This is a genomic window from Mesorhizobium sp. M0626 (assembly GCF_040320665.1).
Taxonomy (GTDB): Bacteria; Pseudomonadota; Alphaproteobacteria; order Rhizobiales; family Rhizobiaceae; genus Mesorhizobium.
This window is the reverse complement of sequence record NZ_JAMYQD010000002.1, coordinates 56,082-80,600: the sequence shown is the minus strand read 5'-3', so window position 1 is coordinate 80,600 and position 24,519 is coordinate 56,082. Positions and strand designations below refer to the sequence as shown.

The window sequence follows — 24,519 nt, the reverse complement described above, 5'->3', positions numbered from 1 at the left end:
TCGCCAATTATCGACGTTGGAAGACGGGTGCTGTCGGAAAAGCTGCCAATCTCCCCCCTTGAGGGGGAGATGCCCGGCAGGGCAGAGGGGGGCGGTCCTTGATACCGACCTCTGGCTCGTACCATCTCACCAACGTCCGCCTTCACCGGTCGCTGACATCAGGTCTTGCCACCACTTACGATACTGACGGCTTCGCGCTGGCCGACATCGCCGTCGCCGACGGTAAGCTCTCCAGCATCGCCGCGCACAAGAAATCAAAAGCGCCAGCCACCGCCATCGACCTTGCCGGCCGCATCATCCTGCCGTGCTTCGTCGATTGCCACACCCACATTGACAAGGGCCATATCTGGCCGCGCAAACCCAATCCCGACGGCAGTTTCATGGGCGCGCTCAATGCCACCGGCGCCGACCGTGCAGCGCGCTGGAGCGCCGAGGACGTGGCGCGGCGCATGGATTTCTCTTTGCGCTCGGCCTACGCGCACGGCACCAAGGCCTTGCGCACTCATCTCGACAGCGTGCCGCCACAGGAGGAAATCTCCTGGCCGGTGTTCGAGGCGATGCGGGAGAAATGGCGCGGCCGCATCGAATTGCAGGCAGCCTGCCTGCTCGGCATCGAAGGCGTGCGCGACAGAAAGTCGTTCGAGAGGCTGGCCAAGCGTGTGGCTGCGGCCAAGGGCGTGCTCGGCGTCGTCACCTATATGGTGCCGGATCTCGAAGAGCTTCTCGACAAGGTGTTCGCCGAGGCGAACAAGCACGGGCTCGATCTCGATTTCCACGCCGACGAGACCGACGATATCGCGGCGATCTCGCTGAAGAAGATTGCCGAGGCCGCACTCTGGAACGGTTTTGAGGGCAACATCCTGGTGGGACATTGCTGCTCGCTGGCGCGCCAGCCGGACCTCGACGTGCTCGATACACTCGACAAGGTGGCCAAGGCGCGGCTGGCGGTGGTGTCGCTGCCGATGTGCAATCTCTATCTGCAGGACCGGCGCGCCGACCAGACCACGCCACGCTGGCGCGGCGTGACCTTGCTGCACGAGATGAAGGCGAGGGGCATTGCGGTCGCGGTCGCCTCCGACAACACCCGCGATCCTTTCTATGCCTATGGCGATCTCGACATGCTGGAGGTCTACCGCATGGCGACGCGCATCCTGCATTTCGACCATCCGGTCGGCGACTGGCCGCAGACGGTGGCGGCGACGCCGGCCAAGGTGATGCGGCTCGACGGTGTCGGGACACTGGCAGCCGGTGGCAGCGCCGATTTCATCGTCTTCAAAGGGCGGAGCTGGACGGAATTGCTCTCGCGGCCCGAATCGGATCGCATCGTCGTGCGCGCGGGACGAGCGATCGACAGACAATTGCCCGATTACGCCGAGCTCGACGGACTGATGGTGGAATGATGGATGTTTCGGCGCTCAAACGCGATCTCGACGGGATAAAGCTCGACGACAATCCGGCCATCATCCAGCAGAAGAGCCGCGACTTCTACTGGTACAGCCCGGTGCTGAAGCAGCAGCTCGACCACGTCACCGGCGACCTGATCGTGACGCCCAGGAACGAGGCCGAACTGATCCGCGTGCTTGCCGCTTGCCACCGTCATGGCGTTCCGGTGACGCCGCGCGGCAGCGGCACCGGTAATTACGGCCAGGCGATGCCGCTGTCGGGCGGCGTGGTTTTGAACCTTGCCGAGATGAACGAGATCAAGGCCATAGCGCCGGGCCGCGTCGTCACCGGGCCGGGCGCGATCCTCGCCGACATCGACAGAGCGACGCGCGCGCATTCCGGGCAGGAACTGCGGCTGTCGCCGTCGACCTACAACACCGCCTCGATCGGCGGTTTCATCGCCGGCGGCTCGGGCGGCGTTGGCTCGATCAATTTCGGCGGTCTGCGTGATTTCGGCAATGTGCTGCGCCTGCGCGTCGTCACTATGGAGGCGGAGCCGAAGGCGCTCGAACTCACCGGCGAGGACCTGCACAAGGTCACCCACGCCTATGGCACCAACGGCATCATCACCGAGGTCGAGATGCCGCTGACTGCAGCCTATGAATGGATCGACGTGATCGTCGGCTTCGACGCTTTCATGCCGGCAGCCCGCTACGGCAACGCGCTGGCACGCCAGGACGGCATCCTGACCAAGCTGATCACGCCGATCGCCGCGCCCGTGCCGCAGCTCTATTTCAAGCGCCACCAGAAGTTCTTCCGGGACGGGCAAAGCATCTGCGTCGTCATGGTTGCCCGGCATGGGCTAGACGCGTTCCTCGCCTTCACCCGCCGCGCCGGCGGCGAAGTCATCTTCAATGCGGCGACGGCAACGGACGAAGAGAAAAAGGGCCTGCCGCCGGGCTTCGAACTGGCGTGGAACCACACCACGCTCAGGGCACTGCGGGTCGATCCCGCGATCACCTATCTGCAATCGCTCTATCCGTTTCCCAACCAGCTGGCGCTGGTGGAGAAGATGGACGCGATGTTTCCGAACGAGGTCTTTTCGCATCTCGAATTCGTGCGCCTCGACGGCAACATCACCTGCTTCGGCCTGCCGCTGGTGAAATTCACCACCGAGGCGCGGCTCAACGAAATCATCCGGCTGCATGAGGAGAATGGCTGCCCGATCTTCAACCCGCACCGCTACACGCTGGAAGAGGGCGGCATGAAGCAGACGGATGAAATCCAGCTCGCCTTCAAGCGCGAGACCGATCCGCAAGGCCTGCTCAATCCCGGCAAGATGATCGCCTGGGAAAATCCGGATTACGACTATCGCTCGGGCCGGACTTTTTTGTTCAAGGGTTTGCAGAAAGCAGAATGAGCAGAGGTTTGAGCTTGAGCACCCCCCTCTGTCCTGCCGGCACAGGCCCTACGCTGCCGCTTCGGGCGTTCGTCGTTTGGAAAGCCAAGCAATTGGCTTCCCATCGGCTTCGCCGACCACTTCTCACCCCCCGCAAGGGGGGAGATTGGCAGCCTGAACGCCGCAGCCAATCTGACACGCTGACAATTAGTGAAAGCGATGCGGCAGTCCGATCTCCCCCCTTGAGGGGGAGATGCCCGGCAGGGCAGAGGGGGGTGCCTCGCGCCGACCCCGGCAATGCCTTCCCATGAAAGTCCTCGTCCTTTACGCACACCCGGTGGAGATCAGCTTCAATGCAGGCCTGCACCGCACGATCGTCGAGCGGCTGACGACCGCCGGCCATGAGGTCGACGATTGCGATCTCTATGCCGAGGATTTCGACCCCAGGCTGACGCGCGGGGAGAGGCTGGATTATCATAACCAACGCAGCCCTGCGGACCCGGCCGCGCCCCATGTCGAGCGTTTGCTGCGGGCTGAGGCGCTGGTGCTGTCATATCCCGTCTGGAACTACGGTTTTCCGGCCATCCTGAAGGGTTATTTCGATCGCGTGTTTCTGCCCGGCGTGTCGTTCAAATTGGCCGACGGCAAGGCGCAGCCGTCGCTCCACAACATCCGCAAGCTGACCGCCGTCACCACCTATGGCGGCAGCCGCTTCCGCGCCATGCTGATGGGCGATCCGCCACGCAGATTGGTCAAGCGGATGCTGCGCGCGACGATCAGGCCCGGCGCCTCGGTGTCCTACCTCGCTCATTATTCGATGAACCTGTCGACCGACGAGACGCGGGCAGCCTTCATGGCCAAGGTCGCGGCCGGGATGGATGAATTCTGATGCGCGTGCTGGTGGTCTATTGCCATCCGGTGCCCGAAAGCTTTTGCGCCGCCATCAGAGATGCCGCCGTCGATGTGCTGAAGGCACGCGGCTGGGAGGTGCGGCTGCTCGACCTCTATGCGGAGGAATTCGATCCGGTGATGGGCTGTGAAGAGCGACGCGCCTACAATGAGCGGGCGCCGGAGGATCCGGCCCTAAAACCGCATTTCGAGCATCTCGCCTGGGCTGAGGCGATCCTGTTCATCTATCCGACCTGGTGGTACGGGCTGCCGGCCATGCTGAAGGGCTGGCTCGACCGGGTCTGGGCGACCGATGTCGCCTTCAAGCTGGGCAAGGGGCGCATCACGTCGCTGATGACACATGTCACCAGGGTCGGCGTCATCACCACCTGCGGCGCGCCGACCTGGTGGAGCGTCGTCGTCGGCCAGCCCGGCCGCAAGACCTTGCTGCGCGGTATGCGCGCGCTGTGCGCCCGCCGCTGCCGGACGTTTTTCCTGGCGCACTACCTGATGGACGCCTCGACGCCAAGGACGAGGGCGGCGTTTCTGGTGAAGGTGCGGGCGAAGCTGGAGCGGTTTTGAGCTTCTTCACCCTCCCCCTTGTGGGGAGGGTCGCGCAGCAAATGCCGCAAGGCGGCTTTTGCGAAGCGGGGTGGGGGGTCTCGTAGGGCGCACCCCCACCCCGTCTCGCAATCGCCGCTTCGCTCCGACTGCGAGCCGACCCTCCCCACAAGGGGGAGGGTAAAAAGGTGCTACATCCTCGTCCGTTCCGCCTTGGGATCGTACATCGGCTTCAGCGATGCTTCCGCCGCAAAACGCTCGCCGGCGATCTCTATCTCGTAGGACGAGGCCAGCACATCCGCCTCGCTCTCGCCCTGGCAGGGCACATAGCCCAGTCCGATCGCGCCGCCGAGATGGTGGCCGTAATTCCCCGATGTGATCGGGCCGACGATCTTGCCGTCGCGCAGGATCGCCTCGTTGTGGAAGAGCAGAGGCTGCGGGTCCTTCAGCCGGAACTGCACCAGCCGGCGCGACAGGCCGGCTTCTTTTCTCTTCAGCACCGCATCGCGGCCGATGAACTCGCCCTTGGCGGTTTTGACCGCAAAGCCGAGGCCGGCCTCCAGCACATTGTCCTCGTCGGTGATGTCGTGGCCGAAATGCCGAAACGCCTTTTCGATGCGACAGGAATCGAGCGTATGCAGGCCGCAAAGTTTCAGGCCGACATCCGCCCCCGCCTCATCGATCGCCTCGAAAACATGGGCAGCCTGGTCGGTAGAGACATAAAGCTCCCAGCCGAGTTCGCCGACATAGGTGACGCGGTGGGCGCGGGCGAGGCCCATGCCGATCTCGATCTCCTGGAAGGTGCCGAATGGATTGTTGTCGTTGGAGAAATCGTTGGGGCTGACTTTCTGGATCAGCTTTCGCGCATCCGGACCCATCAGGCAGAGCACGCTTTCTGCCGCCGTCACATCGGTGATGACAACGAATTCCTCGCCGACATGCCGCCGCAGCCAGGCGAGATCGCGTTGCAACGTCGCGCCCGGCACGACGAGGAAATAGGCCGTGTCCGACAGCCGCGACACGGTAAGATCGCTCTCGATGCCGCCGCGCTGGTTGAGCATCTGGGTGTAGACGATCTTGCCCGGCGCCACGTCCATATCGTTGGCGCACAGCCTTTGCAGGAAGGCACAGGCGTCGCGGCCTTCGACACGGATCTTGCCGAACGAGGTCATGTCGAACAGGCCGACCTTGTTGCGGACCGCCAGGTGCTCCTCGCGCTGGTTGTCGAACCAGTTCTGCCGCTTCCAGGAATAGCGGTATTCGCGCTCCTGCCCCTCTCGCGCAAACCAGTTGGCGCGCTCCCAGCCGGCGACTTCGCCGAACACGGCGCCGCGCGCCTTCAGCTGTTCGTGCAGGGGCGAGCGCCTGACATTTCTGGACGTTGCCATCTGCCGGTAGGGGAAGTGATCCGCATAGAGCAGGCCGAGTGTTTCGGAGACACGCTCCTTGAGATACCTACGGTTCTTCTGGAACGGCTGGGCGCGGCGGATGTCGACTTCCCAGAGGTCGAAGGGCGCTTCGCCGTCATTGATCCACTGCGCCAGCGCCATGCCGGCGCCGCCGGACGAGACGATGCCGATGGAATTGTAGCCGGTCGCCATCCAGTAGCCCGACAGCTCCGGCGCCTCGCCGAGATAGTAGCGGTCGTCGGGGGTAAAGCTTTCGGGGCCGTTGAAGAAGGTGTGAATGCCGGCGGTTGCCAGCATCGGCATGCGATTGACGCCCATTTCGAGGATCGGCTCGAAATGCTCCATGTCCTCCGGCAACTGGTCGAAGCAGAAATCCTCGCTTATGCCGTCCATGCCCCAGGGCTTGGCCACCGGCTCGAAGGCGCCGAGCATCATCTTGCCGGCGTCTTCCTTGTAGTAGGCGCATTCATCGGGAACGCGCAGCACCGGCAGCCGGCCAAGGCCGGGGATCGGCTCGGTGACGAGATAAAAATGCTCGCAGGCATGCAGCGGGATGGTGACGCCGTTCTGGGCGCCGAGCTCGCGCGCCCACATGCCGGCGCAGTTGACGACGATGTCGGCCTCGATCGTGCCCTGGTCGTCGCCTTGCGCCCACGACACACCGGTGACGCGACCGGCCTTGGTATGGACCTTGGTGACCTTCACATTCTCGACGATGGCGGCGCCACGCTGGCGGGCGCCCTTGGCCAGCGCCATGGCGATGTTGGCCGGATCGCACTGGCCGTCGAGCGGCAGATGCACGGCGCCGACCACATCGGACACGTTGAGATGCGGGTACATCTCCTTGACTTCACCAGGCGAAATCTCGCGCACATCGACATCGAAGGCGCGGGCGAGCGAGGCCTGACGGTAAATCTCGTGCTTGCGCTCCTCGGTCAGCGCCACGGTGATCGAGCCGACCTGGCGCATGCCGGTGCCGACTTCGGTCTCGGCCTCCAGCTTGACGTAGAGGTCGGCCGAATATTTCGCCAGCCGCGTCATGTTCTGCGAGCCGCGCAGCTGGCCGATCAGGCCGGCGGCGTGCCAGGTCGTTCCCGAGGTCAGCTGCTTGCGTTCCAGCAGCACGATGTCGGTCCAGCCGAGCTTGACCAGGTGGTAGGCGACCGAACAGCCGGAGACACCGCCGCCGATAATAACCGCGCGGGCCTTGATGGGAATGCTTCTGGTCATGCGGCCTCGCGGCGATAGCCGGATGCGAAGCGGCGCAGGCGTTTTGCGGCTTCCTGAAGCACCGGTTCCGGTTGGCAGAGGCTGATGCGGATGTGGCCGGCAGCGGCCTTGCCGAAGCTGGAACCCGGCATGACGCCGACACTCTCCTGGTCGAGAAAGGCCCAGGCGAATTTCTCGTCGTCGGGCTCGACGGCGGAGATGTCGAGCATGACATACATGCCGCCCTCGGAGCCGTGCACGCTGACATTGTTCATGCCGCGCACGGCGTCGAGCAGGACGGTGCGGCGCGCCGCATAGCGTTCGGCGATCTCCTTGACGCCAAAGCGGTTCTCCAGCGCCTCGGCGCAGGCGATCGAGATGAAGGCCGGCAGGCCGTAGGTCGTCACCAGATTGAGATTGGTCAACAGCGTGATCATCTGCGTCGGGCCGGTCAGCCAGCCCATGCGCCAGCCGGTCATGCCGTGGCTCTTGGACATCGAATTGATGACCAGCGTGCGCTCGGCCATGCCGGGCAGGCCGCGCGGCGAGATGTGCTCGCCGCCGCCGAGCGTCCAGTAGACCTCGTCCGACAGCAGCCAGAGATCGTGCTCGCGGCAGATCTCGGCCAGCTCTTCCAGACGCTCACGCGAATAGACGGCGCCGGTCGGGTTGTTCGGCGTGTTGATCAAAATGGCGCGCGTGTTGGGCTTGAGCGCCGCGCGGATCATCTCGGCGTGCGGCTGGAAACCGTCTCCGGCCGGCGTCTCGACGACGGTGAAGCTGGCGCCGGCGGCGCTGAAGGTGTTGGGATAAGTCGCGTAGTAGGGCGCCACCACGATAGCGTGGTCGCCCTGGTCGAGAACGGCCTGCACCGCCGCGTAAAGGGCGGCCTGACCGCCCGGCGTGGCGATCACCTGGTCGGGGCTCGTCTCGACCCCGGTGCAGGCGGTCGAGGCCGCCGCCATCGCCCTGCGCAGGCGCGGAACGCCGGGAAGCGGGGTGTAGTGGTGGTTGCTGCCGCGAACCGCCGTCACGCAGGCTTCGATGGTCTGGCTCGGCGTATCGAAATCATGGTCGCCGACCGACAGCATGATGATGTCCTGGCCCGCCTCCTTGCGGGCCCATGCCTCGGTGTGGACCTCCCAGCCATCCTTGCCCGAAGGCACGATGCCGGAAATGCGCGATGACGGTCTGGGCATCAGGATACTCCCGAGATTTCGTGGCCGGCCTGTTCGAGCCAGTCGCGCAAGGCGGCGATGTGGGCAGGGCCGACTTCGCAGCAGCCGCCGACGATGGTGGCGCCAGCGGCGACCCAGCCGAGCGCCTGGTCGGCATAGGCATCCGGATCAAGGTCGTGGCGTGCGTGCAGCACTTCGACCGTTCCGCCATGCTTGAGCGCTTCGACAGAGGTGAAGCCATTGGCATAGGCGCCGACCGGGCCGCCGAGAGCAATCAATTCGGGCAGTGCCGCGGCGATAGCTTCTGGCCGGCAGCAATTCACCAGGCGCGCTGCAACCGTCAGGCCGTCGAGGGCGTCCGCCGCTGCCGCTATTGTTTCGCCGCTGCGCAGCCGCGGCGCGCCGTGATCGGCGAGAGTCCAAGACACCCAGACAGGTTTGCCGCTTTCCGACGCAGCGGTAACGGCCGCACGGCCTTCCTCGGCTGAGGCCATGGTCTCGCACAGGAACAGGTCGACGCCATCGGCCTGCTCGGCGACGATGCGGCGATAGATGTCCAGCGTCTCCTGGAACGATATGGCCAGCGCCGGCGCATAGCTGCCGAACAGCGGTGACAGGCAGCCGGCGATCGCTGCATCGCCTGCCTCGTCGCGTGCCTGTCTTGCCAATTCGATGCCGCGCTTCTGCAAGGGCTTGAAGAGATCTTCTGCTCCTTCCCGCGCGAGCCGCTCCGGCGTTGCCGAATAGGTGTTGATGGTGATGACGCGAGCGCCGGCCCGGATGAATTCGGCATGCAGGCCACGCACCAGATCCGGCTCGTCGATCAGCACCCTGGCCGACCAGAGCGGCGTCGGCTCGGAGCTGCTGCGGCGGACCAGTTCCTGGCCCATGCCGCCATCGGTGAGAATGACTTTCTTCATGCTCTCAGTCTTTCGTTTTTCGGATCCCACAGCGGCTCGTCTTTCTGCACGACCGCCCTGAAACGATCGCCAAAAATTTCAATCTCGATCGCGGTATCGGGTTCAGCCAGGTCGGCGCGCAGCATGCCGAGCGCGATCGATTTGTCGATGCGATGCCCCCATCCGCCGGACGTCGTCTCGCCGACGATCTTGCCGTCATGCCAGAGCGTCGACACGGACGGCGCGTCGCAATCGCCTGGGTTTTCGACCACCAGCGTGACGAAGCGCTTCTTCACGCCTTGCTGCTTTTCGTTCTGCAGGGCTGCCTTGCCGCGGAAGTCGGGCTTGTCCCATTTGACGAAGCGCTCGAGCCCGCCCTGCAGGACCGTATAGTCGGTCGACAGGTCGCCCTTCCAGGTCCGGTAGCCCTTTTCGAGGCGCAGCGAATCCAGCGCGTACATGCCGAACGGTTTCAGACCGTGTTTTTGTCCCGCCGTCCAGACGTCGTCGAAGATGGCGGCGGTGTCTCCCACCTTGGTGTGGATTTCCCAGCCGAGTTCGCCGGCGAAGGATACCCGCACCAGCTTCGCCCAGCGGCCGGCGATGGTGGTTTCCTGATGCGTCAGCCAGGGCAGCGAGAGATCCGCGCCACAGACCTCGGCCAGGATCTTGCGCGAACTGGGGCCGGCGAGGATTTGCGTCGAATAGTCTTCGGTTCTGTCAGTGAGGGTGAAAGCCGCGTCCTTCGGCAGGCGCGACTTCAGCCATTCGAAATCGTGCCACTGCGCTACCGCCGCGGTGATCAGCGTCATCTGCTCTTCGCCATGGCGCACCACCGACATCTCGGTGACGATGCGGCCCTTGTCGTCGGCGAAATAGGCGAGGCCGATGCGGCCGGGCTTGGGCACCAGGCCGGTGACCTGCAGCGCCAGCCATTCGGCTGCGCCAGGACCTTCGAGGTTGAAGCGCGAGAAGCCGGGCAGGTCCAGAATGCCGGCGGCGTCGCGCACCGCCAGGCATTCTTCGCGCACGCGGTGCTGCCACGGCCCGTCGCGGCGGAAGGTGAGTGTTGCTTCTTCCGACGTGTCGTCACCGGGTTGCGCATACCAGGTGGCACGCTCCCAGCCATTATAGGCGTCGAACTGGGCGCCGAGCGCCTTGATGCGATCGTGAATCGGCGACAGCTTGCGGTCGCGCCCGGCCGGCCAGGCATGGCGCGGGAACTGGATGGCGTATTCGTTGCCGTAGATCTCCATGCCCTTGGCGACGCTATAGTCGGGGGCGGCCGCAAAGCTGGTGAAACGGCGCGGATCGCAAGACCACATGTCCCATTCGGTCTGGCCCTGCGTAACCCATTCGGCCAGCACCTTGCCGGCGCCGCCGCCCTGGGCGATGCCGAAGGTGAAGACACAGGCCTCGAACGCGTTGGGAACGCCGGGCATCGGACCGATCAGCGGATTGCCGTCCGGCGCGTAAGGGATCGGCCCGTTGATCACCTTGGACAGGCCGGCAGTGCCCAGGATCGGCACGCGGGCGACGGCATCGGCAAGGTAGTGCTCGAGACGGTCGAGATCGTCGGGGAATAGCTGGAAGGAAAAATCCTCCGGCATCGGGTCGTTGTGGGTCGCCCAATGCGCGCGGCAATTGCGCTCATAGGGGCCGAGATTCATGCCGTTCTTTTCCTGGCGCAGATAGTAGGAGGTGTCGACGTCGCGCAGCAGCGGCAGTTTCTTGCCCTGCTCCTTCGACCAGGCCACCAGTTCGGGGATTTCCTCGAACAAGATGTACTGATGGCTCATCACCATCATCGGGACGTCGCGGCCGAACATTTTGCCGACTTCCGCGGCTCGGTAGCCGGCGGCGTTGACGACGATCTCGCAACGGATCTCGCCTTGCGGCGTCTCGACAACCCATTCGTCGTTCTCGCGGCGCACGCCCGTGGTTGGGCAGAAGCGGATGATCTTTGCCCCCATGTCGCGCGCACCCTTGGCAAGTGCCTGCGTCAGCTGCGCGGGGTCGATGTCGCCGTCGTTCGGATCGTAGAGCGCGCCTTTCAATTCATGCGTCTCGATGAAGGGATAGCGGCGCTTGATCTCATCAGGGCCGACAATGTCGATGTCCATGCCCTGGTAGCGGCCCATGCCCTTGGCGCGCTGGAACTCCTGCATGCGCTCCTTGGTGTGGGCGAGCCGCAGCGAGCCGGTAATGTGGTAGTTCATGGGATAGTCGACGGCATCAGCCAAGCCGCGATAGAGCTCGGTCGAATAGCGCTGCATGTTCATCAGCGACCAGGACGACGAGAAGGTCGGCACATTGCCGGCGGCATGCCAGGTCGAGCCCGATGTCAGCTCGTTCTTTTCGAGCAGCACGCAATCGGTCCAGCCCGCCTTGCAAAGGTGGTAGAGCGAGGAGGTGCCGACGACACCGCCTCCGATGATCACCACGCGTGCCGTCGTCGGCAAACCGGCCATATTCTTCTCCCAAACCTGAAGCGCGCTGCGCTTCTATTTTTTGCTTGATGCATGTCGTTGTCCCAAAACCGCTGCACACTTTGGGCGAGATGCATTCAATAAACAGGCGGCGAAACCACCCAGATGACCACGGCCGGCTCGCTGCCGGGATTGCGCCAGCGGTATGGCTTGCGCTCGAAGCGGAAGGAATCGCCTTCGACAAGACGGTGCCAGACGCCGGCGATCTCGATCTCGAAAATGCCAGAGGCGATGTAGCCGGCTTCCTCGGTCGGCCGCAGCTGCTCGCTCTTCATCTCGGCGCCCGGCGCGAAGATCGAACGCACCATCTCGAAACTACCGCCGAGATCGGGCGACAGAAGCTCCTCCACCAGGCCAGATTCGCTTGTGCCAAGCGTGCGCCGGCTGCCGGCGCGCACGACAAAGCCGCGCTCCTTTTCGATCGGCACGTCGTGGCTGAAGAACAGGCTGAGCGGCACGCCGAACAGGTCTGCGAAAGCCCTGAGGTCGCCAAGTGAAGGGATAGACAGGCCGCGCTCGACCTGGCTGACCCAGCCGACAGAGCGGCCAAGCTTCAGCGCGATCTCAGCCAGCGTCAGCCCGCGCGCCTTGCGCAGCGCACGGATGTCGCTCGCCAGCAGGCGCTCGTCAGGTCCCTGCAATGTTTTGGGGATAGCTGGGGCCAAAACGCTCACTTGATGAAAATCTGGAAATGAATTTCATGAGAGCTCATGTCCGTGAAAAAATCAAGCGGATTTTCATGGGCACACAAGATTTGCTTGCGCCATTTTGGCGGTTCATGCAAAGGCTCTGGCACGAGCGGCGGGTGTGGGAATGCGGGTCGGCGACCAAGGATTGAAATCTGCGCAAGGTCTTCTCCGATAGCCGGTTCGGCTTTCGAAGTGTGCGCAAAGGGACGGCCCATGCTGGAAAAAAACGGCCTGGCAGCGCATAACGCGGCTGTTGTCGACGAGGCGATCATCTCGCGCCGTTCAGTGCGCGCCTTCCTGCCCGACATGGTCGATGACGAGACGATCCGAGCCATTCTTGGCGTCGCCGCGCGCGCGCCTTCGGGCACCAATATGCAGCCCTGGCGGGTCTATGTCGTCAAGGGCGAGGTCAAGCAGCAGATCACCGATGCCATCCTGAATTCCGGTATCCGCGCCGAAAAGGCCGATTGGGACGAGTATCGCTATTACCCCACCCAGTTCTTCGAGCCGTATCTCACCCGCCGCCGCGCCAACGGTTTCGGGCTCTACGGGGCACTCGGCATCGGTCGCCGCGAGGTCGACAAGATGCGCGCCCAGCACGACCGCAACTTCGTCTTCTTCGACGCGCCGGTCGGCATGATCTTCACCATAGACCGGCGGCTGAACCAAGGCTCGTGGATCGACTACGGAATGTTCCTGCAGAACATCATGGTGGCGGCGCGAGGCAGGGGCCTGCACACCTGCCCGCAGGCCGCCTTCGCGCCCTATCACCGGCAGATCCGGCCGGTGCTCAACATTCCCGACGAGGAGATCGTCGTCTGCGGCATGGCGCTAGGCCTCGAGGATACGTCCAAGCCCGAAAACGATTTTCGGACTGACCGCGTGCCGCTGGAAGAGTGGGTGACGTTCAGCGAATAAAGGCCGGCCAGCCGGCTCTGTTTTGGCGCAATTCCGGACGGAAAACCGCTTCACACTTTCCTGGAATTGCTGGTAAAGCGACCACCTCGAGTTTGAACGGGGTTGCGGCCTTTTTCATCACATTGTTAACTCAGCATGGTACGCTGCAGGCACCTCGGGAATGACAGCCATGCGAATTGAACCTGAAATCGGCGGCGCGTCGGTCGTGTTGGTGGGGCATTTAAATCCTGCTATATTCACTCCACATTGGTTGAGTAGCCAAGACCTGATCACGGCCCAGGAAGCCGACGCGGCGAACATCCTGGTTATCCATCCTGAGGCCACCAAGTTCGAGTTGGCTAATATGACCGTGACAGTCAACACTGGACAGTTTTCACTAGAGACTACCCAAGCGCCGTGGGTGCCGCTTGTTGATTTGGTAGGGAGGATTTTCGTTGAAAGGCTGCCGCATACGCCCATTTTCCAGTTTGGCATAAATAGAAACGTCCACTTTAGTGTCGAGAAGGAACCGGTTCGAAACGCGATCGGAAGGATGTTGGCGCCTCTGGAACCTTGGGGTACCTGGGGCGAGCAGATTGGCGCTCGAGACGTGCCTAATCGCGGTGGATTATCGCATCTGACGATGCGGGAGCGATGGACGGAAGGCGAATTCAAGGGTTCTTTGAACGTGACAGTAGAACCTTCTGTCAGGATCAGCGGAAATACAGGCATGTACGTGAGAGTGAATGACCATTGTGAAATTATTGATCATAACGATCTTGACGCGACTGCAAAAATACTGGCTTTCTTGACTGCTCGATTCGAAACCTCCATTCGGAAATCAGAGGGGTTAGTCGATCAAGTCATGTCTCTGAGAGATTTCGTTACCGCTCATGCTTAACGTGACGTCCACCAAAGCTATCGATAACACCCCGACAGAGTGGCGAACTGGTTGGGACTGGAGAGTGGGCGTAGACCGATTGACGGTGCCTATGCCTATCCGAGAGGCTGAAACAAACTTCGTCAATCTGCCCGAAAAGGAGCAAGAGGAGATACGCGACGAGATCGCGCAGAAGCCACCCCAGCAAGAGACCGACCCCGCAACACTTCACAACAAAACGCGACGCGTCCCATTAATTGCAAGGGGTGTTGCAACGCGACCCTCTTTCATGCAGGCGTTGCAGGAGTGGGAAGGCTATGTGACGGCTATCTCTGATGAAACATTCACTGCACTGCTTATCGATGTCACTGCGGGGAGCAGTACAGAAGAAGAAGAGGTCGAACTGCTCCTCGATGATTTGTCCCAAGGTGATCTCGAACTACTGAAGCTTGGAGCCATCTTTCGCTGGGTGATCGGTTATCTTAGGGATCCTAACGGATCGAAGCGTAGGGTATCCCAAATAGTTTTCCGCCGGCTACCAGCTTGGACAAAAATGGACTTGTTGTCCGCTCGACAGCGCGCGCAGGACCTGAAGTCGGCCCTAGTCTGGGAAGATTAGCGGTGAAACCGCCTTTGGCCAATGAGGTCGAGGTGTGTCTGCTGGGGCCGGGGTTTGGCGAGTCCAGCGCAGTCCATGTAGGCGGCGGAAAATGGATCATCGTCGATTCTTGTATTGATCGCACCACGAAAAAGCCGGCCGCTCTGGCATATCTCGCCTCGATTGGTGTGGATGTAGCCCTCGCCGTAGAACTTATTATCATAACCCACTGGCATGACGATCATATTCGGGGTTTAAGCGAAGTTGTCGGCCAATGCAAAGCCGCCCGCGTTGGCCTCTCGGCAGCATTTAGAGAGGATGAGTTTCTTAACTTCGTCGAGTTGTTCGGCCGATCAAAGAATTCGATCGTCAGCTCTGGAGTCGATGAAATCTCAGCTGCGGTGAACACTCTGAAGCGATCTGGCCGAAAGGTGACTGCGATCACAGCGGCCAAGCGTCTTCTTCAGAGGCCCTCAGTCGACGGGCTGCCAGAAGTAGAGGTGTGGGGGCTTTCACCATCGGACGCACAGTTCGGCCTAGCCATGGCCCACATCGCATCGCAGCTGCCTAAAGTAATGTCACCGAAGAGGCGAGTTCCCGAACCTGAGCACAATGATCTATCTGTTGCCACATGGATCAGAGTTGGAAATCAAGCCATTCTGCTGGGTGCCGACCTGGAGGAAGTTGGGAGGCCAGATCTTGGCTGGAGTGCCGTTTTGGCAGATCCTGGACGACCGCCTGGAAAGGCGATCCTGTTCAAGATTCCCCACCACGGCTCATCAAACGGACACCATGATGGCGTTTGGTCGGAAATGTTGTTTAGCGAGCCGACAGCGATGCTCACTCCCTATAGCAAAGGATGGGGCCTCCCAAGAGATACCGATGTTGACCGTATTCTTGGATACGCTCCACAAAGTTACACTACTGCCACGTTGTCGCCCAGCAAACTTCGCCGATATCGGCCGCGAGCAGTCGAAAAGACAATCTCAGAGGTAGCGCAGAGAATCACCGCCGCTCTTACTCCGGCGGGTTTCGTACGCGCCCGCTTTACCCCGCCGGGTGCCCAAGTTTCGATAGCACTTAGCGGCAATGCATGCCATCTCGCAGACTATGTGAGAGAGGAATCATAGGTGGTTTTCAGCTTGGGAGCTAACCCTTTCATCCGATTCTCAATGGCTTCCGTGTTGTCGATGAGGATGCGCGGAGCACACACGAATTCAGCCTCGAGGATGGCGTGCCCAGGGACTTCGCCAAATGACGAGAATTGCGGACCTTGGGCCACCTAAGCCCGGCATGCCTCACACGCCGCGCGACGGGCACGAACCTACCCGATCTGCGGCCAGCAGGTCGACCGGCGCGACTTCCGGCAGGTGATGTGGCACGAGCAGCCGGATCACGAGCCCTTGGAATTCGACCAATGCCCCCAACCAAGTGCTTGCAATCCGGCTGGCCTTGAGGCCAGAACGGCCGTTGGCCCTACTGCACCTCGTAGCCGACCTCCTCGCTGGCATGGCAGAGCGCCTTCCAGAACGAGCGGGCGAAGGAGCGGAAGACATAGATGTCGAACTGGTCGGCGCCGGTGCGCTGGATTTGCGCGAAGACGTCGTGATGGGTGGTCGAGCGGCCGGCGCCGATGGGGAAGGCGGGCAGCGCAAAGTCGATGGCGAAGAATTTCGCCAGCACCCATTCGGCCTTCGGTCCGGCGATGCGGATCGCGGTGCGGCCATGCGACAGGTCGGTGACCGTGCCGATGGCCGGGGTGACGACCTTGGCAAATGCCGACGCCAGGTCCTCGGCCTCGTCGACGACGGTGAATTTTCCTGGCGCGAAACCGAACACGGCCTTCACGCCATCGGCAATGCCGCCGCCGGCGCCATCGGGTAAGCCGAGGCCGGTGACGGTGCGAATGGCTGATATCAACTTCTTTTCCTCGCCCGGCCATGCGGCGAGCTGAAGGATCGAACCGGGCCTGGCCTCGGTCAGGATGACATCAACGCCGTGCTCGAAATTACCGTGCGAGCCCGGATGGAAAACCGGCTCGAGCGGCGACAAGCGCTCGGGCAATTGGCGTTCGGGTGATTGGCGCTCAGCCATGCATGCGGCTCCCGTCCGGGTCGTAGAAATGGTTTGAGACGATCTCGACCGGCCCGAACCGCTTGCGCAGCGGATCGGAGACAAACGCGCGGGTGCCATGGCGCGCCTTGCCGGCTTCGACCAAAGCGAGCGCGATGTGCTTGCCCAGCGCCGGCGAGTAGCAGCAGGCGGTAATATGACCGATGGAATCGTGCGGATTGGCCTCGTCCAGCTCCTCGACGATGTGGGCGCCGCCATTGAACGGCCGGTTGTCGAGCGAGACCAGGCCGACCAGCTGCAGCCGCTCGGGCGCGATCAGGCCTTCGCGGTCCATCATTGCCGAGCCGATGAAGGGCTTCTTCTTGGACAGCATCCAGTCGAGATGCAGGTCGCGCGCGGTGGTGCGGCCGTCGATCTCGGCGCCGGTGACATGGCCCTTTTCGATGCGCATCGTGCCCAGCGCTTCCAGCCCGTAGGTCACCAGGCCGAACGGCTTGCCGGCCTCAACCAGCGGTTCCCAGACATGGGTGCCGTAGCCGGCGCCGGAATAGACCTCGAAGGCCATCTCGCCGGAGAAGGACAGCCGGCAAATCATCACCGGCACGCCGGCAATCTGCCCGTGCACGATGCCCATGAAGGGCAGGGCTGTGTTGTCGACCGCTGTGCCGGTGACGCAGGCGGCGAGGATAGCCCGCGCCTTCGGCCCGCCGATGGCGGCACCCGCCCATTCGTCGGTTACCGAGGTGACGTGCACCTTCAGCTCCGGCCAGATGACGTCGAGGAAATATTCCAGATGCTGCATCACCTTGCCGGCGTTGGCCGTGGTGGTGGTCATCAGGAAATCCTGCTCGGCGAGCCGCCAGGTGGTGCCGTCGTCGAAGGCCAGCCCATCCTCGCGCAGCATCAGGCCGTAGCGGGCCTTGCCGACGGGGAGGGTAGAAAACATGTTGGTGTAGACGCGGTCGAGGAATTCACCGGCATCCGGTCCCTGCACGGCGATCTTGCCCAGCGTCGAGACGTCGACAATGCCGGCACTTTCGCGCGTCGCCCTGGCTTCACGGACATAGGCCTGCTCGACCGTCTCGCCGGCAAGGCCGTAGATCATTGGTCGATACCAGAGGCCAGCGGAATACATCGTTGCGCCATTGGCGAGGTGCCAGTCATGCATGGGCGTCAGGCGCTCGGGTTTCAGATCGCCGAAGCGTTCGGCGGCAAGCGAGCCGATCGACACCGCGGAATAGGGCGGGCGGAAGCGCGTCGTTCCGACTTCGGGGATCGGTTTGCCCAACGCCTCGGCCATGATGGCGAGGCCCGGAACGTTGGAGTTCTTGCCCTGGTCGGTCGCCATGCCGAGCGTGGTGTAGCGCTTCAGATGCTCGACGGAGACAAAACCTTCGCGATGCGCCAGCCGCACGTCTTCGGCAGTCACGTCATGCTGGAAGTCGACGAAGCTTTTTCCCTTGGCTTTGATCTCGAACACCGGCGCCGGATCGGGGTTTCCCGGGGCTGCTTCGACATCCGGCAAAGCTGCCGGCGCAGCCGCTCCGCCCGCGGCGGACAGGCCGGCTGCACGGCCCTCAGTGATGGCTTCGACGGTCGAAAAGCTGCCGTTGAAAGCGCCGGCGCCAATCCATTGCCGAGTCGGTTTCGGCGGCAGGAAGGCCTGGCGGGCAGGGTTCCATTCGGCTCTGGCACCGGCCTGGCTGGCGAGATGGATGGTCGGCGACCAGCCACCCGACATCAGCAGGCAATCGGCGTGGATGCTGCGGGCGTCACCGCTGAGCGCGCCCGAGGTCATGTCGAAGCGCTGCACCTTGAGGCCGGAGAGCGCCTTGCCGCCTTCGGTGGCGACCACGGCATGGCCGGAGAGGATTTCGGCTTCGGCCTCGGTGGCGAGGCTGCGCATTTCGGCCGAAAGCTCGGGGCGCACATCGACGATGGCGACAATAGCCGCCCCGGCCTTCCTCAGCGCCAGCGCCGAGCGATAGGCGCTGTCATTGTTGGTGAACAGCGCGATCCTGTCGCCGGGCAGCACGCCATAATCGTTAGCATAGCGCTCGGCGGCATGCGCCAGCATGACGCCCGGCCGGTCATTGCCGGGGAACACAAGCGGCCGCTCGAAAGAGCCGGTGGCCAGCACCACCGTCTTGGCGCGGATCGCCCAGTAGCGATGGCGCGGCTCGCCCTTGCCGGGCGTTTCCTTGTGGTCGGTGACGCGCTCGAGCGCGGCTAGCGTGTTGCCGTCGTAATAGCCCCACACCGTGGTGCGCGGCAGCAGGCGGACCGTGTCATGGCCTTCGAGCTGGCTGACGGCGCGCGCCGCCCAGTCGGCGGCCGGCGCGCCGTCGATGGCCTCGCCGGACCAGTTGGCCGAGCCGCCGAAACGCGGCTCGAGTTCGGCCAGGATGACGCGCGCGCCCTGGTCGGCAGCGGCCTTGGCGGCTGACAGGCCGGCCGGGCCGGAGCCGACCACCAGCACGTCGCAAAACGCGTTCATGCGCTCGTAGCGCGAGGTGTCGGCGGCAATACCGGCGCGGCCCAGGCCGGCGGCGCGGCGGATGAAATGCTCGCAGAACATCCAGAAGCGGGTGCCTTTCAGGGGGCCGAAGACAGGGCCCATGAAGGTCTTGTAGTAGAAGCCGGCGGCCAGGATCTTGCCGCCGAGCTGGTTGACGGCGTTGATGTCCCAGGCGAGCGAGGGAAAGCGGTTCTGGCTGACGGCCACCAGCCCGTCATAGATCTCGACCATGGTTGCGGCGATGTTGGGCTCGCGCACTTCGCCGCGCAGCACCGTCACCAGCGCGTTCGGTTCCTCGACGCCGGCCGAGAGCAGGCCGCGCGGGCGGTGGTATTTGAATGAGCGGCCGAAAAGCGTGACGCCGTTAGCAAGCAGCGCCGAGGCCAGCGTGTCGCCGGCATGGCCGGTGTAGGGCGTGCCGTCGAAGGTGAAGCGGATGGTGCGCAGCCGGTCGACGCGGCCGCCGGTCTCGGTGCGGCGCGGGCTCACGACTTGCCTCCGGCTTTGTGCCGGGCGGCGGCATTGTGGTCGCCGCGGGCGAAACCGGTGCTGGAAATCTCATGCGTGACCGTGTTGCGCACCATCCTCAGATGGGTGCGGCAGCCGCCCGAATGCTGCCAGATCTCATTGTGGTCGCCGGCCGGGTTCAGCCGATCGTAGACATAGGCGTTCCAGGCGTCGAGGTCCTGCGAGTTGGGCTGCGGGCGCTCGCGGTTGCCGTCGCCCTGATAGGTGAACTCGATGACGTCGCGCGGGCCGCAATAGGGACAAGTGATAAGCATTTGTTTGAACCCTAATGCAGCCGGGGCGTTGCGCCCTGGCCCTTGTCGTCAATCACCAGGCCGCGATAAAAACGGTCGAGCGTGAACGGCGCGTTGAACGCGTGCGGTTCGTCCTTGGCGATGGTGTATGCGAAGCACCAGCCCGAGGCCGGCGTCGCCTTGAAGCCGCCATAGCACCAGCCGCAATTGAGATACATGCCCGGCAGCGGGCCGGTGGTGATGATCGGCGAACCGTCCATCGACATGTCGCAGACGCCGCCCCATGAGCGCAGCATGCGTACACGCGCAAGGCCGGGAAACAGCGCCAGCATCTCGCTCATCACCTCATCGACGATGGGCAGGTTGCCGCGCTGAGCGTAGCTGTTGTAGCCGTCGATGTCACCGCCGTAGACGAGGCCGCCCTTGTCGGACTGCGACATGTAGAAATGACCCATGCCGAAGGTCAGCACCGTGTCGACGAAAGGTTTCAGCGATTCGGTGACGAAGGCCTGCAGCACATGGCTCTCGATCGGCATCCTGTCGATGCCGGCAAGCTGCATCACCCGTCCGGTGCTGCCGGCAACGGCCACGGCAACTTTCTTGCCGCGGATCTCTCCGCGCGTCGTTTGCACGCCGGTGATGCGGTCGCCGTCGCGCAGGAAGCCGGTGACCTCGCAATTCTCGACGATGTCGACGCCGCGTCGGTCGGCGCCGCGGGCATAGCCCCAGGCAACCGCATCGTGACGGGCGGTGCCGGCGCGCGGCTGCATCAGGCCGCCGACGATGGGAAAGCGCGCGGAGGCCGACATGTCCAGCGCCGGGACCAGGCGCGCGATCTCGGCGGTGCTCATCAGCTCGGCATCGACGCCGAGATGGCGCATGGCGTTGCCGCGCCTTGCCAAGTCGTCGAACTGGCCCGGCGTGTGAGCCAGATTCAGGCAGCCGCGCTGCGAGAACATGACGTTGTAGTTGAGGTCGTGCGAAAGGTTCTCCCACATCTTCATCGAATGTTCGTAGAAGCGGGTGTTGGACGGCAAAAGGTAGTTGGAGCGCACCGCCGTGGTGTTACGGCCGACATTGCCGGAACCCAGCCAGCCCTTTTCCAGCACCGCGACATTGGTGATGCCGTGCTCCTTGGCCAGATAGTACGCCGTCGACAGGCCGTGGCCGCCGCCACCGATGATGATGACGTCATAGGAAGCCTTGGGGTCGGGCTTGCGCCAGGCCGGCTTCCAGTCCTTGTTTCCCTTGAGCGCGTTCGTGAGAAGCGAAAGGGCTGAATATTCCGCCATTCTTCATGTCATCCCTAGAGCATGATGCCGAAAAGTGTGAAGCGGTTTTCGGACGACATCATGCTCTATATCTTTGATTTGTAGAGCCGGATGATTTCAGGTCCAACAGACCTGAAGCCATCCGGCTCGGGTGCGATGCGGCAGACTATAGAGCAGGCGGCGGGCGCAAAGCCAAGATTGCGCCATGGCTTTTCGACTGGCCGACTCCCGCAAGGCGCCCAACTGTCATGACCTCGCCACGACTTGCTCCACGGGATGAGCGTCTCTATCAAGGACCGCTTTAGAAGCGGCCTTGCCGCCCTTTGAGTCGCCACCATTATGCTTTTTCGCTTCTTTCGCCTGATCCTGGTCCTCGCGCTCGTTGCCTTGGCGCCGCATTCGTTCGGCGCGATGGCGCAGGGGCTGGGCCAGGCGCCTGCCGGGCTGGTCGCCGACCAGCAGAAAATCCTGCAGGGTTTGACGACGAAAACCGACGCTCTGGAGAAGAAAGTCCAGGAGGACGGCGTCGACGACACCACCCTCGTCGAGATCCGCCTGCAGCTGGAAGAGCTGTCGCGCGGTGCGCTGAACAGCGCGCTGGCGTTTCGTTCGCGGCTGGGAGAGATCAATTCGAGGCTCGAGCAGCTTGGCGCCCCGCCGGCTGCCGGACAGCCCCCTGAACCGGACATCGTGACCGGCGAGCGCCAGGCGCTGGCGTCGGAAAAGGCGGAGATCAACGCCGTCATCGCCGGGGCGCAGAACCTGTCGATTCGCATCAATTCGCTGATCGAGAAGATCGGTAATATGCGCAGCGAGCTGTTTCGCAGCGGCCTAACCAAGCGCTATGTGCTGTCCGATGCACTGAGCCCGCAGGTGTTTTCCGACGCAAGGGACGAATACGCCAATTTTTACAGGGCGGTGTCGTCGTGGCTGAGCTTTGCCTTCAAGTTCAAGTTCCAGGCGATGCTCGCGGCGACCCTCATGGCGCTTGCGTTGGCCGTGGTGCTTCTGGTCGGTGGGCGCCGCCTGTTTGGGCGCATCTTCGAGCCCGACGCGTCGGTTGAAGATCCGACGTATCTCAGTCGCCTGTCGGTGGCGTTCTGGTCGACCTTGCTGCCGACGCTGGCGGTCAGCGCCTTCCTCGCCTCGACGGTGTTCCTGTACAACTACTACAATGTGCTGCGCGGCGACATAGGCGTGTTCCTCAACGCTCTGGCAGCCGTCATCGCCATAGTGTTCTGTGTCAACCGCCTGACCAATGCGGCTCTGTCGCCCAGCATGCCGAACTGGCGTCTGATCCAGGTCGAGACCGGCCCGGCGCGTTGGCTGGTGCGGCTGACGACGGCCATGGCAGTCGTCATCGGCATCAACAATTTCCTGTCGATCGTCAACGACAAGATGGGCTCGCCTCTGTCGCTGACGGTGGCCAGGAGTTTTGTCGCCACCGTGATCGTCGGGGTCATCCTGATCCTGATGGCGCTGCTGAAGCCTTACAAGGACGTCGCTGGGCGCTGGCGCCGCTGGCCGGCCTGGCTGCGCTACACCTGTGTCGCGCTCGGCCTGTTCACGATTGCGGCGGCGCTGTTCGGCTATATCGGTCTTGCCATCTTCGTCTCGTTGCAGGTCGTGGTCACTGGCACCATCCTGCTCACCGCCTATATCGGCTTCCTGTCGGCGCGCGAGATCGGCGAGGAGGGTGGTTTCGCCGGCACGTCCATCGGGCGCTGGCTGAAGACCAATTCCAGCTATGAGGACACCGCGCTCGACCAACTCGGCCTCGTCGTCAGCGTCGCCATCAACCTGATGATCGTGCTGGTGTTCCTGCCGCTGATCCTGTTGATGTGGGGCTTCCAGCCCGGCGATATCCAGGCCTGGGGCTATAAATTGGCGACAGGCGTCACCGTCGGTTCGGTGACGATTTCGGTCACCGGCATCCTCACCGGCATCGTCGTCTTCATCATCGGCTATTTCCTGACCCGCTGGTTCCAGGGCTGGCTCGACGGCTCGGTTATGGCTCGCGGCAAGGTCGATACCGGCGTGCGCAACTCGATCCGGCTGGCGGTCGGCTATGCCGGCGTCGCGCTCGCCGGCCTGGTCGGCATCTCGGCGGCGGGCATCGATCTTTCCAATTTGGCGCTCGTTGCCGGCGCACTCTCGCTGGGTATCGGCTTTGGCCTGCAGAATGTCGTGTCCAACTTCGTGTCGGGCCTGATCCTTCTCGCCGAGCGGCCGTTCAAGGTCGGCGACTGGATCGTCGCCGGCGACACATCAGGCACGGTCAAGAAGATCAGCGTGCGCGCCACCGAAATCGAGACCTTCCAGCGGCAATCGGTGATCCTGCCCAATTCGAACCTCATCAACAACGCCGTCGGCAACTGGACGCACCGCAACAAGCTCGGACGTGTGGAGATCAAGGTCGGGGTCGCCTATGGCAGCGACGTCAAGCGGGTACACGCGGTCCTGCTTGAGATTGCGCGCGGCCATGCGCTGGTGCTGAAGAACCCGGAACCCTTCGTGCTGTTCACCAATTTCGGGCCGGCAGCACTCGAGTTCGAGATCCGCGTGTTCCTGGCCGATGTGCTGAACGGCGCCATCGTTCAGAACGATATCCGCTTTGCCGTTCTCGATGCTTTTGACGCCGAGCACATAGAAATCCCCTCGACGCCGCGCGCCGAGGTCAAGGTCAAGCAGACCGACGCATGGCCGATCGACGACGACAAGATCGAAGTCGAGTTCGCCGAGAAGGAGCAGGCGGAGGCCAGAGCCGCCACCGAGGCGAAGCGGCTGGCCAAAACTGGTCGCAAGGCCCGCAAACCCGATCCCAGCTAGGCCCCAAGCTCCTCCCAAACCGATTGCGGCATGAATGCGGCATTCAGTTGCGGTTCAGCTTGCATCTCATATAAGCTCACATGCAAAGGCGAGAATGCCTTGCGAAATGCAACAGAGGCGGTGTGGAAACACCGATATTGCAAAATGTGGAAGTCGCTCGTCGTCGCCATCGCTCTTACCGCAGCGAGTGGCTCGGCCTTTGCCGCCAGCGCGGTCAACAAGGATGCTGAGACCCGTACGCTGATCGTGACGGAAGGCGGCGGCAAGACGGAGTTGGCGCTGGCCGCCGGCGAAACCGTGGAATTCTGCCCGAACGGCTGTTTCGTCACCTTGCCCAATGGTGACCTCGAGGCCCTGACCGGCTCGGAAACGGTCGAAATCTCGGGTGGCGTTGCCCGCATCAAGTAAAGTCGGCAGGCAGATGTAGTAGAGGCCGGGCAATGCCCGGCCTTTTATTGTTCGCGGTAGCGATTGCTTAACAATGACGCGGGAAATATCGTGGCGCCTACCGGCTGCAACCGTGCGTTTTAACGTTCAATACGCCGTTCCGCCGCTATACCGGTGCGAAGACGCCGAAACACGGCGCAA

19 protein-coding genes are annotated in these 24,519 nt (G+C 63.0%); 10 read left to right on the top strand and 9 right to left on the bottom strand.

The features are described 5' to 3' along the window. Nucleotides 1-98: 98 nt before the first annotated feature. The 4 genes from NKI37_RS02410 to NKI37_RS02395 all read left to right on the top strand — a co-directional run bounded on the left by NKI37_RS02410 (nucleotide 99) and on the right by NKI37_RS02395 (nucleotide 4,252). A complete protein-coding gene (locus tag NKI37_RS02410; RefSeq protein ID WP_352790926.1) occupies nucleotides 99-1,400 on the top strand; it encodes a cytosine deaminase in 1,302 nt (433 codons plus the stop codon). Then, nucleotides 1,400-2,803: an FAD-binding oxidoreductase gene (locus NKI37_RS02405; protein ID WP_352712352.1), complete on the top strand. Its 1,404-nt coding sequence runs from the start codon at nucleotides 1,400-1,402 to the stop codon at nucleotides 2,801-2,803. Before NKI37_RS02410 ends, NKI37_RS02405 begins: the two co-directional genes overlap by 1 nt. Before the next feature lie 286 nt (nucleotides 2,804-3,089). Beyond that, nucleotides 3,090-3,671: an NAD(P)H-dependent oxidoreductase gene (locus tag NKI37_RS02400; protein ID WP_352595465.1), complete on the top strand. Its 582-nt coding sequence runs from the start codon at nucleotides 3,090-3,092 to the stop codon at nucleotides 3,669-3,671. Continuing rightward, nucleotides 3,671-4,252 carry an NAD(P)H-dependent oxidoreductase gene (locus NKI37_RS02395; protein ID WP_352765419.1) on the top strand — a complete coding sequence of 194 codons (582 nt, stop codon included), beginning with the start codon at nucleotides 3,671-3,673 and terminating at the stop codon, nucleotides 4,250-4,252. Before NKI37_RS02400 ends, NKI37_RS02395 begins: the two co-directional genes overlap by 1 nt. Nucleotides 4,253-4,422: 170 nt before the next feature. Here the strand turns inward: NKI37_RS02395 and NKI37_RS02390 are convergent, their stop codons facing one another. The 5 genes from NKI37_RS02390 to NKI37_RS02370 all read right to left on the bottom strand — a co-directional run bounded on the left by NKI37_RS02390 (nucleotide 4,423) and on the right by NKI37_RS02370 (nucleotide 12,035). Next, nucleotides 4,423-6,870 (bottom strand): GcvT family protein, encoded by a 2,448-nt coding sequence (locus NKI37_RS02390; RefSeq protein WP_352790924.1) that lies wholly within the window; start codon nucleotides 6,868-6,870, stop codon nucleotides 4,423-4,425. Beyond that, nucleotides 6,867-8,048, bottom strand: coding sequence for a pyridoxal phosphate-dependent aminotransferase (locus tag NKI37_RS02385; protein ID WP_023751629.1), 1,182 nt, complete (start codon nucleotides 8,046-8,048; stop codon nucleotides 6,867-6,869). The genes NKI37_RS02390 and NKI37_RS02385 overlap by 4 nt, the downstream gene beginning before the upstream one ends. Then, nucleotides 8,048-8,947, bottom strand: coding sequence for a homocysteine S-methyltransferase family protein (locus NKI37_RS02380; protein WP_023685239.1), 900 nt, complete (start codon nucleotides 8,945-8,947; stop codon nucleotides 8,048-8,050). The genes NKI37_RS02385 and NKI37_RS02380 overlap by 1 nt, the downstream gene beginning before the upstream one ends. Further along, nucleotides 8,944-11,397 carry a GcvT family protein gene (locus tag NKI37_RS02375; RefSeq protein ID WP_352545379.1) on the bottom strand — a complete coding sequence of 818 codons (2,454 nt, stop codon included), beginning with the start codon at nucleotides 11,395-11,397 and terminating at the stop codon, nucleotides 8,944-8,946. The genes NKI37_RS02380 and NKI37_RS02375 overlap by 4 nt, the downstream gene beginning before the upstream one ends. A 95-nt stretch (nucleotides 11,398-11,492) precedes the next feature. Next, nucleotides 11,493-12,035, bottom strand: coding sequence for a helix-turn-helix domain-containing protein (locus NKI37_RS02370; RefSeq protein ID WP_352545386.1), 543 nt, complete (start codon nucleotides 12,033-12,035; stop codon nucleotides 11,493-11,495). Nucleotides 12,036-12,317: 282 nt separating this feature from the next. Here NKI37_RS02370 and NKI37_RS02365 point away from each other — a divergent pair, with 282 nt between their 5' ends. The 4 genes from NKI37_RS02365 (at nucleotide 12,318) to NKI37_RS02350 (ending at nucleotide 15,609) form a co-directional block, all read left to right on the top strand. Continuing rightward, nucleotides 12,318-13,022 (top strand): nitroreductase, encoded by a 705-nt coding sequence (locus NKI37_RS02365; protein ID WP_023700347.1) that lies wholly within the window; start codon nucleotides 12,318-12,320, stop codon nucleotides 13,020-13,022. Nucleotides 13,023-13,191: 169 nt separating this feature from the next. Next, a complete protein-coding gene (locus tag NKI37_RS02360) occupies nucleotides 13,192-13,902 on the top strand; it encodes a hypothetical protein (protein WP_352790921.1) in 711 nt (236 codons plus the stop codon). Further along, entirely contained in the window at nucleotides 13,895-14,500 is a 606-nt protein-coding gene (locus tag NKI37_RS02355; protein WP_352790919.1) for a hypothetical protein, read from the top strand. Before NKI37_RS02360 ends, NKI37_RS02355 begins: the two co-directional genes overlap by 8 nt. A gap of 2 nt (nucleotides 14,501-14,502) precedes the next feature. Next, nucleotides 14,503-15,609, top strand: a complete 1,107-nt coding sequence (locus NKI37_RS02350) for an MBL fold metallo-hydrolase (protein WP_352790917.1) — start codon at nucleotides 14,503-14,505, stop codon at nucleotides 15,607-15,609. Between the two features lie 346 nt (nucleotides 15,610-15,955). Here NKI37_RS02350 and NKI37_RS02345 read toward each other — a convergent pair whose 3' ends face one another. Genes NKI37_RS02345 through NKI37_RS02330 form a run of 4 tightly spaced genes read right to left on the bottom strand, consistent with a single transcriptional unit; the run spans nucleotide 15,956 to nucleotide 21,123 of the window. Continuing rightward, nucleotides 15,956-16,543 carry a sarcosine oxidase subunit gamma gene (locus NKI37_RS02345; RefSeq protein WP_352790952.1) on the bottom strand — a complete coding sequence of 196 codons (588 nt, stop codon included), beginning with the start codon at nucleotides 16,541-16,543 and terminating at the stop codon, nucleotides 15,956-15,958. 22 nt (nucleotides 16,544-16,565) lie between these two features. After that, nucleotides 16,566-19,559, bottom strand: coding sequence for a sarcosine oxidase subunit alpha (locus tag NKI37_RS02340; RefSeq protein ID WP_352794355.1), 2,994 nt, complete (start codon nucleotides 19,557-19,559; stop codon nucleotides 16,566-16,568). Beyond that, nucleotides 19,556-19,852, bottom strand: a complete 297-nt coding sequence (locus tag NKI37_RS02335) for a sarcosine oxidase subunit delta (protein WP_023670367.1) — start codon at nucleotides 19,850-19,852, stop codon at nucleotides 19,556-19,558. The genes NKI37_RS02340 and NKI37_RS02335 overlap by 4 nt, the downstream gene beginning before the upstream one ends. 11 nt (nucleotides 19,853-19,863) lie before the next feature. Next, on the bottom strand, nucleotides 19,864-21,123 hold the full coding sequence (locus NKI37_RS02330; RefSeq protein ID WP_023670368.1) for a sarcosine oxidase subunit beta family protein: 1,260 nt from the start codon (nucleotides 21,121-21,123) through the stop codon (nucleotides 19,864-19,866). Nucleotides 21,124-21,441: 318 nt separating this feature from the next. Between NKI37_RS02330 and NKI37_RS02325 the strand changes: the two genes are divergently transcribed. Together NKI37_RS02325 and NKI37_RS02320 are read left to right on the top strand one after the other, a co-directional pair. Beyond that, nucleotides 21,442-23,931: a mechanosensitive ion channel family protein gene (locus NKI37_RS02325; protein WP_023700342.1), complete on the top strand. Its 2,490-nt coding sequence runs from the start codon at nucleotides 21,442-21,444 to the stop codon at nucleotides 23,929-23,931. Nucleotides 23,932-24,075: 144 nt separating this feature from the next. Then, the gene (locus tag NKI37_RS02320) at nucleotides 24,076-24,339 is read left to right on the top strand and encodes a hypothetical protein (protein WP_023670370.1); all 264 of its coding nucleotides are present in this window, start codon (nucleotides 24,076-24,078) and stop codon (nucleotides 24,337-24,339) included. The last annotated feature ends 180 nt before the right edge of the window (nucleotides 24,340-24,519 follow it).